Below are 14,067 nucleotides of genomic sequence, written 5' to 3' on the forward strand. Positions count from 1 at the left end.
CACTCGGCGCTTGCGGGCCGGTCGCCGTAATCCAGCAGGTCGGCGGCGTTCTCCGGGGAATTCGGAATTCTCCGACAATGCGTCGATGCGGCTGCAATCCGCGCACTCGGGGGCGGTTTTCCGATATTCTCCCGTCGAATGCCAGTACGGTGTTGGGGAATCTTTTCCCAAGGGCGGGCAAAGCGAACGGAGTGGGAGACCGGCCGGGCCGGTTCCCACTCCGTGGTAACCCTGTGTAGGTTCGGTGCCTCAGTCGAGCGGGCCGCCGGCCACGTAGATGACCTGGCCGGAGACGAAGCCGGCGCCCTCGCTCGCCAGGAACGAGATGGTGTGCGCGACGTCCTCGGGCAGGCCGACCCGCTGGACCGGGATCTGGGTGGCGGCGGCGTTCTTGAAGTCCTCGAAGTCCATGCCGACCCGCGCGGCGGTGGCGGCGGTCATGTCGGTGGCGATGAAGCCGGGGGCGACCGCGTTGGCGGTGATGCCGAACTTGCCCAGCTCGATGGCCAGGGTCTTGGTGAAGCCCTGGAGGCCGGCCTTGGCCGCCGAGTAGTTGGCCTGGCCGCGGTTGCCCTGGGCGGAGGACGAGGACAGGTTGACGATCCGGCCGAAGCCGGCGTCCACCATGTGCTTCTGGATCGCACGGGTCATCAGGAAGGCGCCGCGCAGGTGGACGTTCATGACCGTGTCCCAGTCGGACTCGGACATCTTGAAGAGCAGGTTGTCGCGCAGCACGCCGGCGTTGTTGACCAGGACGACCGGGGCGCCGAGTTCGGCGGCGATCCGGTCGACCGCGGCCTGCACCTGGGCGGCGTCCGAGACGTCCGCGCCGACCGCGACGGCCCGCCCGCCGGCCGCGGTGATCCGGTCGACGGTGTCCTTGCCGGCCGCCTCGTCCAGGTCGAGGACGGCGACGGCGTAGCCGTCGGCCGCCAGGCGCTCGGCGGTGGCGGCGCCCAGTCCGCGTGCGGCGCCGGTCACGACGGCGACCCTGGGGGCGGTGGTCTGCTCGGTCATGCTCGCTCTCGTCTCTCTCGGATGTCGCTGAGGTCCGGCTCGGTCTGGCTCGGAGCCTCGTCCGGCGGTCCCGCGGGCGGCCGGGTGGGGGCTCGTCCCGGGGCGGACCGCCGGGTGGCCATACCCTACCGGCGAGTAAGGTGCGCGGCCAGGGCGGAAGTCGCAGGTGACCGAGGGTAAGGACCGGCCGGTCGGCTTTCTCCTGCGAACGGGTTACTGCCGGGTCGGCACGGCGCGTAAATATGCCAATGTTGCCGAACCTGCGTCTACTATCCGCCCCCGCCTGCCAGCGAGGGCCCGCCGTTTGTATAGTGTCCGCCAGCAGCCACCGGCTGCACGGCTGGAGCGCCCTCCCTCACAGCGGGACGCCCACTCGCCGTTACTGCCCCACCCGGGTGTCCCACACACACCGGGTGTGACATCGGGACGGATACATGGTGCTGGGGGAGATCCCGACGACCCGCGTGTCCGCGCGACTGCAGCAGTCGCCCGGTCACCTCATCCGCGTTGCACAGCAGGTTCACACCCGTCTGTGGTCCGAACACGTCGGAGCCGATCTCACGGCTCCGCAGTTCGCCGTACTGCTGGTCCTCGCCCTCGAACCGGGTGCTGACCAGCGGACGGTCGGCGAGCGCGCCTCGCTGGACAAGGCCACGATGGCCGAGATGGTCGCCCGGCTGGTCCGGCGTGGCCTGGTGCTGCGACGCCGCGACCCGGCCGACGGCCGGCGCAAACTGCTCGCTCTCTCGCAGAGTGGCGCCCAGGCGGTGCGCGAGGCCACCGGCGGTGTGGTCCGTGTGCAGCGCACGCTCTTCGAGCCGCTCACGGCCGAGGAGCAGCTGGAAATCGTCCGCGTGATGGCCAAGATAGCCAGGCTGGAGCCCGCTGCGGTCGCCGTCCTCACCGACGCGCGGCCGATGCTGGACGCCCAGCGGGCGATCGGCTACCTGATCAGGGTGAGCCAGCAGGTGCACACCAAGCTCTGGTCGGAGCACGTCGGTTCGGAGCTGACGGCGCCGCAGTACGCGGTGCTCGACGCGCTCGAGCTGGAGCCGGGCGCCGACCAGCGCACGGTCGGCGAGCTGGCCTCGCTGGACAAGGCCACGATGGCCGAGATGGTCAGCCGGCTGGTCCGGCGCGGTCTGGTCCAGCGCCGGCGCGACCCCTCGGACGGGCGGCGCAACCTGCTGTCGCTCTCGCCGGCGGGTCAGGACCTGCTGCACCGTTCGGCCGCGGGCGTCGCCCAGGTCCAGCGGTTGTTGCTGGCTCCGCTGGACGAGCACGAGCACGAGCCCGCGCTCGCGCTGATCGCCAAGGCGGGTCGGCTCTAGGCTTCGCGCTCCGAGCTCCCGCCAAAACGATTCGCCAACGCACTGAAGGCCGCCGACCCGGAAGGGGGAAGGCGGCCTTCAGGCTTGACTGCCCTCGGTGCCTGACTGCCGCTCGGTGCTTGACGACCCCTCGGCTCGACGGCGCGGTTCGACGGTTCTGCCGGACGGCTCCGTTCGACCCGGTCCGGCTCGACTCTGTTCAACGGCCCCGGGGCCGGCCGGAGCGTGCCCGGCGGGGCTGCCGGACACGCTCCCGGGCGGGCGCGTCAGTTCCAGTCGAACTCCTGCGGGTCCGGGCCGATCCGCTTGCCGGTGGCGATGCCGGCGATCGCGGCGAGGTCGGCCGCGTCCAGCTCGAAGCCGGTGACGTCCAGGTTCTCCTTGATCCGGGACGGGGTGACCGACTTCGGGATCGCGATGACGCCGCTCTGCAGGTGCCAGCGGAGCACCACCTGGGCGACCGTGCGCCCGTGCTTCTCGGCGATCTTCACCAGGGCCTGCTCGGAGAGCAGCTCCTTGCCCTGGCCCAGCGGGCTCCAGGCCTCGGTGGCGATGCCGTGCTCGGCGTGGAAGGCGCGCAGCTCGTCCTGCGGGAAGTACGGGTGCAGCTCGACCTGGTTCAGCACCGGCTTGACCGAGGCCTCGTCGAGCAGGCGGGTGAGCTGCTCGGTACCGAAGTTGGAGACGCCGACCGACTTCACCCGGCCGTCGGCGAGCAGCTGCTCGAAGGCCTTCCAGACGTTGAGGTAGCTGCCGTGCATCGGGCGCGGCCAGTGGATCAGGTAGAGGTCCACGTAGTCGAGCCCGAGCTTGGCCAGCGAGGCGTCGAACTCGCGCAGCACCGCGTCCCGGCCCTGCTCGCCCGTCCAGTCGCGGGTGCCCGAGTTCCACAGCTTGGTGGTGATGTAGAGGTCCTCGCGGGCCACGCCGCCGGCGAGGGCCTCGGCGACGGCCTGGCCGGTGCCGGTCTCGTTCTCGTAGATGGCCGCGGTGTCGATCGAGCGGTAACCCGTCTCGATGGCGGTGCGGACGGCCGCCGTGGCCTCCGCGTCCGGGACCTGCCAGACGCCGAAGCCCAGCTGCGGGATCTGCGAGCCGTCGTTGAGGGTGACGGTGGGGATGCTGCTCACGGGACGGGGTGCCCTCCTGGTCGACCATCTGCTTCCACTGGGGCAACCTGTGCGGTGTCCCGGTTTGTTCCCGGACCGGAAAAGAATTTTCTGACGCGGTGTACCGGCGCATGCAGCGGGCTTTGGGCGGGCCGTGGGCGGGTGGCGCGGGGGTGGTAGGCGGGCCCGGGGTCGGGCCGGGGCGGGGGTGGCGGTCGGGTCCGGGGCGGCTTCGGGGCGGCTGTGGTGGGGGCGTGAGCGGGGGCGCGCGCCGCCGAAAACCTGTTGCGTAGGTCACATTCGGGTTGGCAGGCTCCCTGTCATGACCTCCTGACCAGCCCGGCCGTGACCATACCGGCCGCACCTCGCCCCCTCGCATCCGCGCGCGACCCGCGCCCTCTGCGCCACCTGCCCGTACCACCCGCAACGGAGCGTCATGCCGCTCAAGACCCTGCCGCTGGCCGATCCCGGCGGCCCAGACCTCTCCTCTCCCCTCGCCTTCCTGCGCTGGCTCCAGCGCAGCCAGCGGCGCGGCCAGGTGCTCGCCACCTGCTGGGCGTTGCTCGAGATGGGCTGCCAGGCAGCCCTGCCGGTGCCGCTCGGCCTGGGCGTCCAGGCCGCCGTCGACGGTGACGCCGGCGGAATCTGGCGGGCCGGCGCCGCCGCGCTCGCCCTCGCCGCCGTGGCCGCGCTCGGCACCGTCCTGCTGCACCGCCAGGCGGTGTGGAACTGGATCCACGCCGCCACCCAGGTCCGCCAGCTGGTGGCCCGCCAGGCCTCGCACCTCGGCACCGGGCTGTCCCGGCGGATCGCCACCGGCGAGATCGTCGCGGTCGGCAGCGGCGACGTCGAGAAGATCGGCTGGTACGTCGAGCTGGTCGCCCGGGTCCGCGGCGCGGTGATCGTCTGGCTGGCCGTCAGCTCCGCGGTGCTGGTCACCGAGCCGGTGCTCGGCCTCGCCGTCCTGCTCGGCGTCCCGGTACTGGCCGCCGCGGTCTGGCCGCTGCTCGGCCCGTTCGAGCGGCGCTACACCGAGCAGCGCACGCTCGGCGGCAAGGCCACCGAGCTGGCGGCCGACACCGTCGCCGGGCTCCGGGTGCTGCGCGGCATCGGGGGCGAGGAGCTGTTCCTCGCCCGCTACCGGGCGGCCTCCCAGAAGGTCCGCGCCGCCGCCGTCCGCTCGGCCCGGGTCTGGTCGCTGATGCAGGCCCAACAGGTGCTGCTGCCCGGCCTGTTCGTGGTCGGCGTCACCTGGTACGGCGCCCATCTGGCCGCCACCGGGGGGATCGGCATCGGCACCCTGATCGCCGTCTACGGCTCCACCGCGTTCCTGGCCGCGCCGCTGCGCATCCTCGGTGAGGCGGCACACGCATGGAGCGTCGCCCGGGTCTCCGCCGGGCGCGCCGTCCGGGTGCTCTCGCTCAGCCGGACCACCGGCACCCCGGACGCGGAGCTGACCAGGCCCGGGCAGTCCGACCTGTACGACCCGGCCTCCGGGCTCACCGCCCGGGCCGGCGAGCTGACGGCCGTGGTCTGCGGCGACCCGGACGTCGCCGGCGAGCTCGCCGAGCGGCTCGGCGGGCACGTGCCTCCGGCCGACGGGGATCAGCCGCAGCCGTCCGCGCGGCTGGGCGGTACCGAGCTGGACGCCGTCCCGCTGGCCGAGGCACGGGCGGCGGTGCTCGTCCACGACAAGGAGCCGGTGCTGCTCTCCGGCACCCTGGCCGCCCTGCTCGACATCCCCGCCTCGGGCCGGGTCACGCCCGCCGAGGCGCTGGCCGCCGCCCGTGCCGAGGACGTCCTGGACGCCCTGGTCGACGGCTCGCCCGACTGCGGTGGGGATGCCATGCGGGCCGGGATCACCGAGCGAGGCCGCTCGCTCTCCGGCGGCCAGCGCCAGCGGCTGGCGCTCGCCCGATCGCTGCTGGCCGATCCTCCGGTGCTCGTCCTGGACGAGCCCACCAGCGCGGTCGACGCGCACACCGAGTCCCGGATCGCGGCCGGGCTCCGCAAGAACCGCGAGGGGCGCACCACCGTGGTGTTCGCGACCAGCCCGCTGCTGCTCGACCGGGCGGACCGGGTGGTGCTGCTCCAGGGCGGCCGGGCCGTCGCCGCCGGTCGGCATCGTGAGCTGATGCAGACCGAGCCCGCCTACCGCGCGGTGGTCACCCGCGAGGAGGAGCCGGCCACGGTCGGGGAGAGCGTGTGAACGCCACCACCCCGCAGCCGACCCCGACCCCGACCCCGACCCCGCCCCTGAACCCGCACCCGACCCTGCCGCACCCGGCTCCGCGGCGGGCGGCACCGCCGGGGAGCGCCGCACCCGTCCGGCCACCAGACCAACCGAGGAGCACCGTATGAAGCCCCCCGTCCAACAGGAACAGGGGCCGGCCACCACCCTTCCGGTCGGCTCCCCGGCCGCCGTCCGCGCCTACCTGCGGCTGCTCGCCCGGCGGCACCGGGCCGGGTTCTCCTCGGTGGTGGCGCTGCACTCGGTGGCCACCGTCGCCGGGCTGGTCGGGCCGTGGGTGCTCGGCACCCTGGTCGAGTCGCTGGCCACCGGCACCGCCGAGTCCACCATCGCGGTCGCCGTCGGCTGGTACCTGCTGGCGCTGGTCGTGCAGTCGGCCTTCACCTGGTGGTCGAGGCTGCGTGGCAGCATCCTCGGCGAGCGGGTCCTGGCCGACCTCCGGGAGGACTTCCTGGTCCGCTCGGTGACCCTGCCCACCGGGGTCCTGGAGCGGGCCGGCACGGGGGACTTGGTCTCCCGCGGCACCACCGACATCGACCGGCTGGACAAGTCGGTCCGCGAGGCGGTGCCCGAGCTGGCCGTGGCGGTGGTCTCGCTGCTGCTGGTCCTGGGCGCCCTGGTGGTCACCTCGCCGCTGCTCGCGCTCACCTCGCTGATCGGCCTGCCGCTGCTGCTGGCCACCTCGCGCTGGTACTTCCGGCGGGCCCCGCAGTCCTACCGGAACGAGTCGGCCGGGTACGCCGCGGTGAACACCGTGCTGGCCGAGACGGTCGACGCCGGGCGGACGGTCGAGGCGCTGCGCCTCGGCGACGAGCGGGTCCGGCTGACCGACCGCAAGCTCGGCGAGTGGCTCGCCTGGGAGCGGTACACCCTCTGGCTGCGTTCGGTCTGGTTCCCGACCATCGACGCGGTCTACACCCTGGCCGTGCTCGGCACGCTGGTGCTCGGCGGGCTGTTCACGCTGCGGGGCTGGATCACCGTCGGCCAGCTGACCACCGGGGTGCTCTACGCCCAGGCGCTCACCGGCCCGGTCGACCTGATCCTGCGCTGGTACGACGAACTGCAGATCGGGCAGGCCTCGCTGGCGCGGCTGGTCGGGGTCCGTGAGGTGCCCGAGCAGGAGAGCGACGAGGAGGCCCGGCCGGACGGCCGCCGGGTCGAGGCGAAGGACGTCCGGTTCGGCTACCGCGAGGGCGCCGACGTCCTGCACGGCATCAGCCTGGACGTCGCCCCGGGCAGCCGGGTCGCCCTGGTCGGGCCGTCCGGTGCGGGCAAGTCCACCCTGGGCCGGCTGCTGGCCGGGATCTACGCACCCGGCCGGGGCACCGTGACGCTCGGCGGGGCGGCGCTGGCGCGGATGCCGGCCGAGCGGGTCCGGGCCCAGGTCGCGCTGGTCAACCAGGAGCACCACGTCTTCGTCGGCACCCTGCGGGACAACCTCCGGCTGGCCGCGCCGGGCGCCGACGACACCCAGCTGCGCGCCGCGCTGGACGCCGTGGACGCCGGCGAGTGGGTGGACGCGCTGGCGGAGGGCCTGGACACCGAGGTCGGTTCGGGCGGCGCCGCACTCACCCCGCCGCAGGCGCAGCAGCTGGCCCTGGCCCGGCTGGTGCTGGCCGACCCGCACACCCTGGTGCTCGACGAGGCCACCTCGCTGCTGGACCCGCGGGCCGCGCGGCACCTGGAGCGTTCGCTCTCCCGGGTACTGGAGGGCCGGACGGTGATCGCCATCGCCCACCGGCTGCACACCGCGCACGACGCGGACGTGATCGCGGTGGTCGAGGGCGGGCGGATCAGCGAGTACGGGAGCCACCCGGAGCTGGTGGCGGCCGGCGGCCCGTACGCCGCCCTCTGGCGCTCCTGGAGGGACGAGCCGTAGCCGTGGCCGGCACCCGCTGACCGGCGCAAACCCGCACGGGGCAGGCTTGCCCCGTGCGGGTTAACCCCGGGCGCGTGAGCCGCACAAATCAACCGACCGGCCCGCAGACTGCGCGTGTGACCAAGATTTCAGACGGCTCGTCCGGGGCCAAGCGCGGTGAGATCGGTGGCATTCCCACCCGGTACATCGGGATCGGCGTCCTCGTCGTGCTCGCGGTGTGGTTCCTGTTCGCCAACCTCGACAAGGTCAGGATCCAGTTCTGGGTCTTCACCGTCACCGCGCCGCTCTGGATCGCCCTGCTGGCCACCCTGGTGGCGGGCGGGGTGGTGGGCTGGCTGATGAAGGGGCGGCGCGGAAAGTGACCGACGCCCGCGAGGCGGCTCCCGAACCCGCGCGCGGGGCGTCCTCCTTCACGCCGCTGATCGAGCTGCGCGGCGTGAACAAGCACTTCGGGGACCTGCACGTGCTGCAGGACATCGAGCTGACGGTCGGGCGCGGCGAGGTCGTCGTGGTGATCGGGCCGTCCGGTTCGGGCAAGTCCACGCTCTGCCGGGCGATCAACCGCCTGGAGCCGATCGAGTCCGGCACCATCGCGATCGACGGCCGGCCGCTGCCCGAGGAGGGCAAGGGGCTGGCCCGGCTGCGCGCCGAGGTCGGGATGGTCTTCCAGTCCTTCAACCTCTTCGCGCACAAGACCGTGATGCAGAACGTCTCCCTGGCGCAGATCAAGGTCCGCGGACGGCCCAGGGCGGAGGCCGACGCGAAGTCCCGGGCGCTGCTGGAGCGGGTCGGGCTGGTCGCGCACGCCGACAAGTACCCGGCCCAGCTCTCCGGCGGTCAGCAGCAACGGGTGGCGATCGCCCGCGCGCTCGCCATGGACCCGAAGGCGCTGCTCTTCGACGAGCCCACCTCCGCCCTCGACCCCGAGATGATCACCGAGGTGCTGGACGTCATGCGCCGGCTCGCACACGAGGGCATGACCATGGTGGTGGTCACCCACGAGATGGGGTTCGCCCGGGCCTCGGCCAACCGGGTGGTTTTCATGACCGACGGACGGATCGTCGAGGACCGCGCCCCCGAGGACTTCTTCGGCGCCCCCGAGAGCGAGCGTGCCCGGGACTTCCTGTCGAAGATCCTGAAGCACTGAGGCCGCGCCGTGAAGAAGATCGTGACCCTCGCGGTCCTGACCGTGCTGCTGGCCGGCTGCGGCAAGGCCGGCACCCCGCCGCCGAAGGGCCCGCAGCCCAGCGCGCTGCCCAGCTATCAGGTGGAGAGCGGCACCGGCATCACCGGCTCACCCACCCTGGACGCCGCCCGCGGTCGTGGCCACCTGGTGGTCGGCGCCAAGGAGGACCAGCCCTACCTGGGGCAGAAGAACCCGGCGACAGGGCAGTACTCGGGCTTCGACATCGAGATCGCCAAGATGGTCGCCGCCGACCTCGGCTTCACCCCCGAGAAGATCGAGTTCAGGACGATCGCCTCCGCCAACCGTGAGACCGCGCTGCAGAACGGTCAGGTGGACTACTACGTCGGCACGTACACCATCAACGACAACCGGAAGAAGCTGGTCGGCTTCGCCGGCCCGTACTACGTGGCCGGCCAGTCGCTGTTGGTGCGCAGGAACGACAACGCCGTCCACGGCCCGCAGGACCTCAGCGGCAGGAAGGTCTGTTCGGCGGCCGGCTCGACCCCGTACCAGCGGATCCAGAAGGACTATCCGCAGGCCAGGCTGATCGGCTACGACAGCTACTCGGCCTGCGTGGACAACCTGATCACCTCCCAGGTGGCCGCGGTGACCACGGACAACACGATCCTGATGGGCTACGCGGCCAAGGTGCCCGACGAGCTCAAGGTGGTCGGACCGCTGTTCTCCCAGGAGCCGTACGGGATCGGGACGCCGAAGAGCGACACCGTGCTGCGCGGCGCGCTGAACGACGCCCTGGCACACCACGAGGAGAACGGCGACTGGAAGAAGGCCTACGACGCCACCCTCGGCCTCTCCGGGGTCCCGGCACCCACCCCGCCGCCGATCGACCGGTACTGAGAGGGCCGCTGTGAGGACGCTGATCGACAACTGGTCGACCTACTGGCACGGGTTCCTGGGCACCCTCTCGCTGTTCGTCGTGAGCGCCGTGCTGGCGCTGGTGCTCGGCGTGCTGATCGCGAGCTTCCGGGTCTCGCCGGTGAAGCCGCTGCGGGTCTTCGGCGCCGCGTGGGTGACGCTGTTGCGCAACACCCCGCTGACGCTGCTGTTCTTCATCGTGGTGCTGGGCCTGCCGCGGTTCGACATCACCCTGCCGTTCTTCGTCTTCGCGGTGCTCGCGCTCGGCTGCTACACCTCGGCGTTCGTCTGCGAGGCGATGCGATCGGGCGTCAACACGGTGCCGACCGGCCAGGGTGAGGCGGCCCGCAGTCTGGGGATGACCTTCGGCCAGACGATGGGCCTGGTGGTGCTGCCGCAGGCGTACCGGTCGGTGGTCGGGCCGATCGGCAGCGTGATGATCGCGCTGGCCAAGAACACCGCGATCGCCGGCGCGTTCAGCGTGACCGAACTGCTGGGCACCTACCGGACCATCAACGAGCTGGGGTACGGAATCGTCTGGACCTTCGTCTGGATCGCGGTCGGCTACCTGATCATCACCCTGGCCGTCAGCGCCGTCTTCAACCTGCTGGAACGACGTGTGGCGGTGGCGCGATGACGGCGGAATCCTCGGCGCTCTACGACATCCCCGGCCCGAGGGCGCTCGCCCGGCACCGGACGTACGGCCTGGTCGCGCTGGTGGCGATCGCCGCGCTGATCGGGTGGATCGTCTACATGCTGTTCCACACCCAGCAGTTCACCTACGAGAAGTGGATGGCCTTCGAGTACCAGGGGGTCCGGGACCTCCTGCTGCGCGGGCTGGCCAACACGCTGAAGGCCTTCGGCTGGACGGTGCTGTTCGCACTGCCGTTCGGCGCGCTGTTCGCGGCCGGGCGGCTCTCCGACCACCGGGTGGTGCGCCGGCTCTCCACGCTGGTGGTGGAGTTCTTCCGGGCCATGCCGCTGCTGGTGATGATCTTCTTCATCTTCGTCGCGCTCAAGGTGGAGCCGCTCTGGGCGCTGGTGGCCGGCCTGGTGCTCTACAACGGCTCGGTGCTGGCCGAGGTGTTCCGGGCCGGCGTGCTGGCGGTGCCCGCCGGGCAGCGCGAGGCGGCGTACGCGCTCGGCATGCGCAAGACCCAGGTGATGGCGTACGTCCTGGTGCCGCAGGCCAACCGGGCGATGCTGCCGGCCATCATCAGCCAGCTGGTGGTGGCGCTCAAGGACACCTCGCTGGGCTTCCTGATCACCTACGAGGAGTTCCTGCACGCGGGCAAGCTGGTCGCCACCAACCTGGACTACGACCTGCCGTTCATCCCGGTGGTGATGGTGATCGCGCCGATCTACATCGGCATGTGCCTGCTGCTCTCCTGGCTGGCCCGCTGGGTCGAGCGCCGCAGCAGGCGCAGCCCGAGCGTGCGCGGCGGGGCGCCGGTGGCCAAGGCCGAGGTGGTGATGGGGCTGCCGCCGTCCGTCCAGCGGTAAGCAGCAAGCAGCAAGCAGCAAGGGTAGTGAGCGGTGGCAGCGGGCGCGGGCGCTCGATGGTGGGAGAGGCGGGGCGGGCGGTTCGTCCGTAAACCATAGGTGCGCTCGGGGTAATGTCAGCGGCCTCCAAAGTCTGCTTATGATTGCCGGACGGCACGGGCGCGGGCGGGCGGAGGGGCAGTGGAGCCGGTATTCGACTCACGGCACATCAGGACCTTCCACGAGGTCGTCCGGGCGGGCTCCTACTCGGCGGCCGCCCGCGAACTCGGCTACACCCAGCCCGCCATCACCCAGCAGATGAAGGCGCTCGAGCGCTCCGTCGGGGTGCCGCTGTTCACCCGGGCCGGGCGCGGTCTGCGGCTCACGGAGGCCGGCGAGGCGCTCTCCCGGCACGCCGAGCTGATCCTCGGCAGCCTCTCCGCCGCCCAGCAGCAACTCGCCGCGCTCGCCCGGCTGCGGGCCGGCCGCGTCCGGGTCTGCGCCTTCCCCAGCGCCAACGCCACCCTGATTCCCGAGGCGATGGCGCGGCTGCTCGCCGAGCACCCCGGTGTCCGGGTCGAACTGCTGGAGGCCGAGCCACCGGACTCCGTGCAGCGTCTGCTGCGCGGTGAGTGCGACATCGCGCTGGCCTTCCGCTACCCGGGCGCGACCACCGAGGTGCCGGACGGGGTGGACGAGATTCCGCTGATGGAGGACCTCCTCACCGTCCTGCTGCCGGTCGGCCACCCGCTGGGCCGCCGGCACGCCGTCCGGCTGGTGGACCTGGACGGCGAGCGCTGGATCGCCGGCTGCCCGCGCTGCCGGGCCAACCTGCTGCACGTCTGCGCGGAGGAGGGCTTCGCCCCCGACATCGTCTTCTCCACCGATGACAACCTCGCCGTGCAGAGTCTGGTCGCCGCCGGGGTCGGGATCGCGCTGATGCCCGCGCTGGTGCTCTCCTTCATGTGCCACCGCAAGGTCACCGGGCGCGCCGTCGAGCCGCACCTGCGCCGGCAGGTCTGCGCGTACGTGCTGCGCGAGCACCGCCGGATTCCGGCCACGGCGCTGGTGCTGGACCACCTGCGGTCGGCGGCCGCGGCGCGGGTGGGCTGCTGAGCGGCGGGCTGTGGGCAGGCAGCGGGACGGCGGCGGGACGGCTGCCGAGCGGCTGCCGGACGGCTGCTGAGCCACACTGATCGATAAGCCCGCGTTGGGGTAGAGCTAACAAACCCTCGTTGGACGTGATAGGTCGCCCGGCCCGAACCTGCTGTCATGACACCCTCCGCCACGGTCGGCAGCGACCGGCTCACCGAGCGTATGACGGCCCTGGTCGGCGAGATCCGCGCCGTCGTCGACCGCGGCCTGCCACCCGAACTCACCGCCTACCTGGTTGGCGAACGCCTAGCCCCGCACCTGGGCGACGACGACCTGCTCACCGACGCCCAGCGCGAGGGCGACCCGGACCGCTACCGCCAGCACGTCCTGCACGCCGAGAGCGACGGCAGCTTCTCGGTCGTCGCCCTGGTCTGGCTGCCCGGCCAGCAGACTCCGATCCACGATCACGTCTCCTGGTGCGTGGCCGGGGTCCATCGCGGCCAGGAGAGCGAGACGCGCTACCGGCTGGTCTCCGACGGGCGCACCGCGCACCTGGTCGAGACCGAGCACGTGGTCGGGCCGGCCGGCACCGTCGCCGCCTTCGCCCCGCCCGGCGACATCCACCTGGTCCGCAACGCCTGTACGTCCACCGCCATCTCGATCCACGTCTACGGCGCCGACGTCGCCCGGCTGGGCACCAGCATCCGGCGCGTCTACCGGCTCCCCGCCGACGACCAGCGGTGATCGCGCCGTGGCACTGACCGTCCGGGAGCGGCGCGTCCGCACCCGCCTGCTGCCCCCGCTCGGCGGGGACACCCCCGGCCTGCTGCTCGCCGCCCTCGGCGTGGCCGCCGCGCTCGGCGTCCACCAGGCCGTCCCCGCCGTGCCCAAGCTCACCGCCGCCGTGGTGCTCGGCATCGCCGCCGCCCACCTGCCCGGGCTGCGGCCGGTGGTCCGCGGCGTCGCCCGGCCCGGCCTCTCCACCGCCGGGCGGCGGCTGATGCGGCTCGGCATCGTGCTGCTCGGCCTCAAGCTCAGCCTCGACGACGTGCTCGGGCTCGGCTGGGCCACCGTCGCGATGGTGCTCGCCGTGGTCGCGGCCACCTTCGCCGGCACCTGGTGGCTGGGGCGCCGGCTCGGCCTGCCCGGCGACCAGCCGCTGCTGGTCGCCACCGGGTACTCGATCTGCGGGGCCTCGGCGATCGGCGCGGTCAGCCAGGCCGCCGGCAGCGAGGAGGAGGACGTCGCCGCCTCCGTCGCCCTCGTTACCCTCTGCGGGACCCTCGCGATCGCCGTCCTCCCGCTGCTCCAGCAGCCGCTCGGGCTCGGCGAGGCCGAGTTCGGGCGCTGGGTCGGCGCCAGCGTGCACGACGTCGGGCAGGTGGTCGCCACCGCGCAGACCGGCGGGGCGGGGGCGCTGCGCGAGGCGGTGCTGGTCAAGCTGATGCGGGTGGTGCTGCTGGCGCCGCTGGTCGCCGGGGTCGCCGTCGCGGTGCGGCGGGCGCGCAAGGGCGCGGAGGGTACGGAGGGCACGGCCGCGGCCGCCGGCACGCGGCCGCCGATCGTTCCGCTGTTCGTGGCCGGGTTCCTGGTGATGATCGCGCTGCGCTCCACCGGGGTGCTGCCCGACCGGGCGCTGACGCTCGCCGGGGACGCCCAGGAGCTGCTGCTGGCGGCCGCCCTGTTCGGCCTCGGCAGCGCCGTGCACCTGCCCACCCTGATGCGCACGGGCGGGCGGATCGCGCTGCTCGGCCTCGGTTCCTGGGTGATGGTGGCGGGGGTCAGCTACGCGGGGGTGCTGCTCACGACATGACCGGACCGCGGCCGGCCTCCGCTATTGT

General features: G+C 72.7%; 13 protein-coding genes. 11 read left to right on the plus strand and 2 right to left on the minus strand.

Annotated features, from left to right (window positions below):
- Nucleotides 1–249: 249 nt before the first annotated feature.
- The gene (fabG, locus tag ACZ5WK_RS05315) at nucleotides 250–1,017 is read right to left on the minus strand and encodes a 3-oxoacyl-ACP reductase FabG (RefSeq protein ID WP_396320088.1); all 768 of its coding nucleotides are present in this window, start codon (nucleotides 1,015–1,017) and stop codon (nucleotides 250–252) included.
- 434 nt (nucleotides 1,018–1,451) lie between these two features.
- Here fabG and ACZ5WK_RS05320 point away from each other — a divergent pair, with 434 nt between their 5' ends.
- Complete coding sequence (locus ACZ5WK_RS05320) at nucleotides 1,452–2,348, plus strand: MarR family winged helix-turn-helix transcriptional regulator (RefSeq protein WP_405362509.1); 897 nt, start codon at nucleotides 1,452–1,454, stop codon at nucleotides 2,346–2,348.
- Nucleotides 2,349–2,614: 266 nt separating this feature from the next.
- Here ACZ5WK_RS05320 and ACZ5WK_RS05325 read toward each other — a convergent pair whose 3' ends face one another.
- Nucleotides 2,615–3,478 (minus strand): aldo/keto reductase, encoded by an 864-nt coding sequence (locus tag ACZ5WK_RS05325; protein ID WP_465545120.1) that lies wholly within the window; start codon nucleotides 3,476–3,478, stop codon nucleotides 2,615–2,617.
- 415 nt (nucleotides 3,479–3,893) lie between these two features.
- Here ACZ5WK_RS05325 and ACZ5WK_RS05330 point away from each other — a divergent pair, with 415 nt between their 5' ends.
- From ACZ5WK_RS05330 to ACZ5WK_RS05375, 10 genes are all read left to right on the plus strand, one after another.
- On the plus strand, nucleotides 3,894–5,666 hold the full coding sequence (locus ACZ5WK_RS05330; RefSeq protein WP_465545122.1) for an ABC transporter transmembrane domain-containing protein: 1,773 nt from the start codon (nucleotides 3,894–3,896) through the stop codon (nucleotides 5,664–5,666).
- 148 nt (nucleotides 5,667–5,814) lie between these two features.
- Nucleotides 5,815–7,587, plus strand: a complete 1,773-nt coding sequence (locus ACZ5WK_RS05335) for an ABC transporter ATP-binding protein (RefSeq protein ID WP_465545124.1) — start codon at nucleotides 5,815–5,817, stop codon at nucleotides 7,585–7,587.
- A gap of 116 nt (nucleotides 7,588–7,703) precedes the next feature.
- Nucleotides 7,704–7,949, plus strand: a complete 246-nt coding sequence (locus tag ACZ5WK_RS05340) for a LapA family protein (RefSeq protein ID WP_465545126.1) — start codon at nucleotides 7,704–7,706, stop codon at nucleotides 7,947–7,949.
- A 56-nt stretch (nucleotides 7,950–8,005) separates the two neighbouring features.
- Nucleotides 8,006–8,734, plus strand: a complete 729-nt coding sequence (locus ACZ5WK_RS05345) for an amino acid ABC transporter ATP-binding protein (RefSeq protein WP_465545253.1) — start codon at nucleotides 8,006–8,008, stop codon at nucleotides 8,732–8,734.
- A gap of 9 nt (nucleotides 8,735–8,743) precedes the next feature.
- Nucleotides 8,744–9,631: a glutamate ABC transporter substrate-binding protein gene (locus ACZ5WK_RS05350; RefSeq protein WP_465545128.1), complete on the plus strand. Its 888-nt coding sequence runs from the start codon at nucleotides 8,744–8,746 to the stop codon at nucleotides 9,629–9,631.
- Nucleotides 9,632–9,641: 10 nt separating this feature from the next.
- Entirely contained in the window at nucleotides 9,642–10,286 is a 645-nt protein-coding gene (locus ACZ5WK_RS05355) for an amino acid ABC transporter permease (RefSeq protein WP_465545130.1), read from the plus strand.
- Nucleotides 10,283–11,152 carry an amino acid ABC transporter permease gene (locus ACZ5WK_RS05360; RefSeq protein ID WP_465545132.1) on the plus strand — a complete coding sequence of 290 codons (870 nt, stop codon included), beginning with the start codon at nucleotides 10,283–10,285 and terminating at the stop codon, nucleotides 11,150–11,152. The genes ACZ5WK_RS05355 and ACZ5WK_RS05360 overlap by 4 nt, the downstream gene beginning before the upstream one ends.
- 180 nt (nucleotides 11,153–11,332) lie before the next feature.
- Complete coding sequence (locus ACZ5WK_RS05365) at nucleotides 11,333–12,247, plus strand: LysR family transcriptional regulator (RefSeq protein WP_405362515.1); 915 nt, start codon at nucleotides 11,333–11,335, stop codon at nucleotides 12,245–12,247.
- Nucleotides 12,248–12,403: 156 nt separating this feature from the next.
- Nucleotides 12,404–12,970, plus strand: coding sequence for a cysteine dioxygenase family protein (locus tag ACZ5WK_RS05370; RefSeq protein ID WP_465545134.1), 567 nt, complete (start codon nucleotides 12,404–12,406; stop codon nucleotides 12,968–12,970).
- A 13-nt stretch (nucleotides 12,971–12,983) separates the two neighbouring features.
- Nucleotides 12,984–14,039: a YeiH family protein gene (locus ACZ5WK_RS05375; RefSeq protein ID WP_465545255.1), complete on the plus strand. Its 1,056-nt coding sequence runs from the start codon at nucleotides 12,984–12,986 to the stop codon at nucleotides 14,037–14,039.
- The last annotated feature ends 28 nt before the right edge of the window (nucleotides 14,040–14,067 follow it).

Source organism: Kitasatospora sp. NPDC032757 (assembly GCF_055579305.1).

Excerpts from the sequence above, each read along its gene's own strand:
- ACZ5WK_RS05360 (WP_465545132.1), top strand. The coding sequence starts at position 10,283 with ATGACGGCGGAATCCTCGGCGCTCTACGACATCCCCGGCCCGAGGGCG.
- ACZ5WK_RS05370 (WP_465545134.1), top strand. The coding sequence starts at position 12,404 with ATGACACCCTCCGCCACGGTCGGCAGCGACCGGCTCACCGAGCGTATG.
- fabG (WP_396320088.1), bottom strand. The coding sequence starts at position 1,017 with ATGACCGAGCAGACCACCGCCCCCAGGGTCGCCGTCGTGACCGGCGCC.
- ACZ5WK_RS05320 (WP_405362509.1), top strand. The coding sequence starts at position 1,452 with ATGGTGCTGGGGGAGATCCCGACGACCCGCGTGTCCGCGCGACTGCAG.
- ACZ5WK_RS05330 (WP_465545122.1), top strand. The coding sequence starts at position 3,894 with ATGCCGCTCAAGACCCTGCCGCTGGCCGATCCCGGCGGCCCAGACCTC.
- ACZ5WK_RS05335 (WP_465545124.1), top strand. The coding sequence starts at position 5,815 with ATGAAGCCCCCCGTCCAACAGGAACAGGGGCCGGCCACCACCCTTCCG.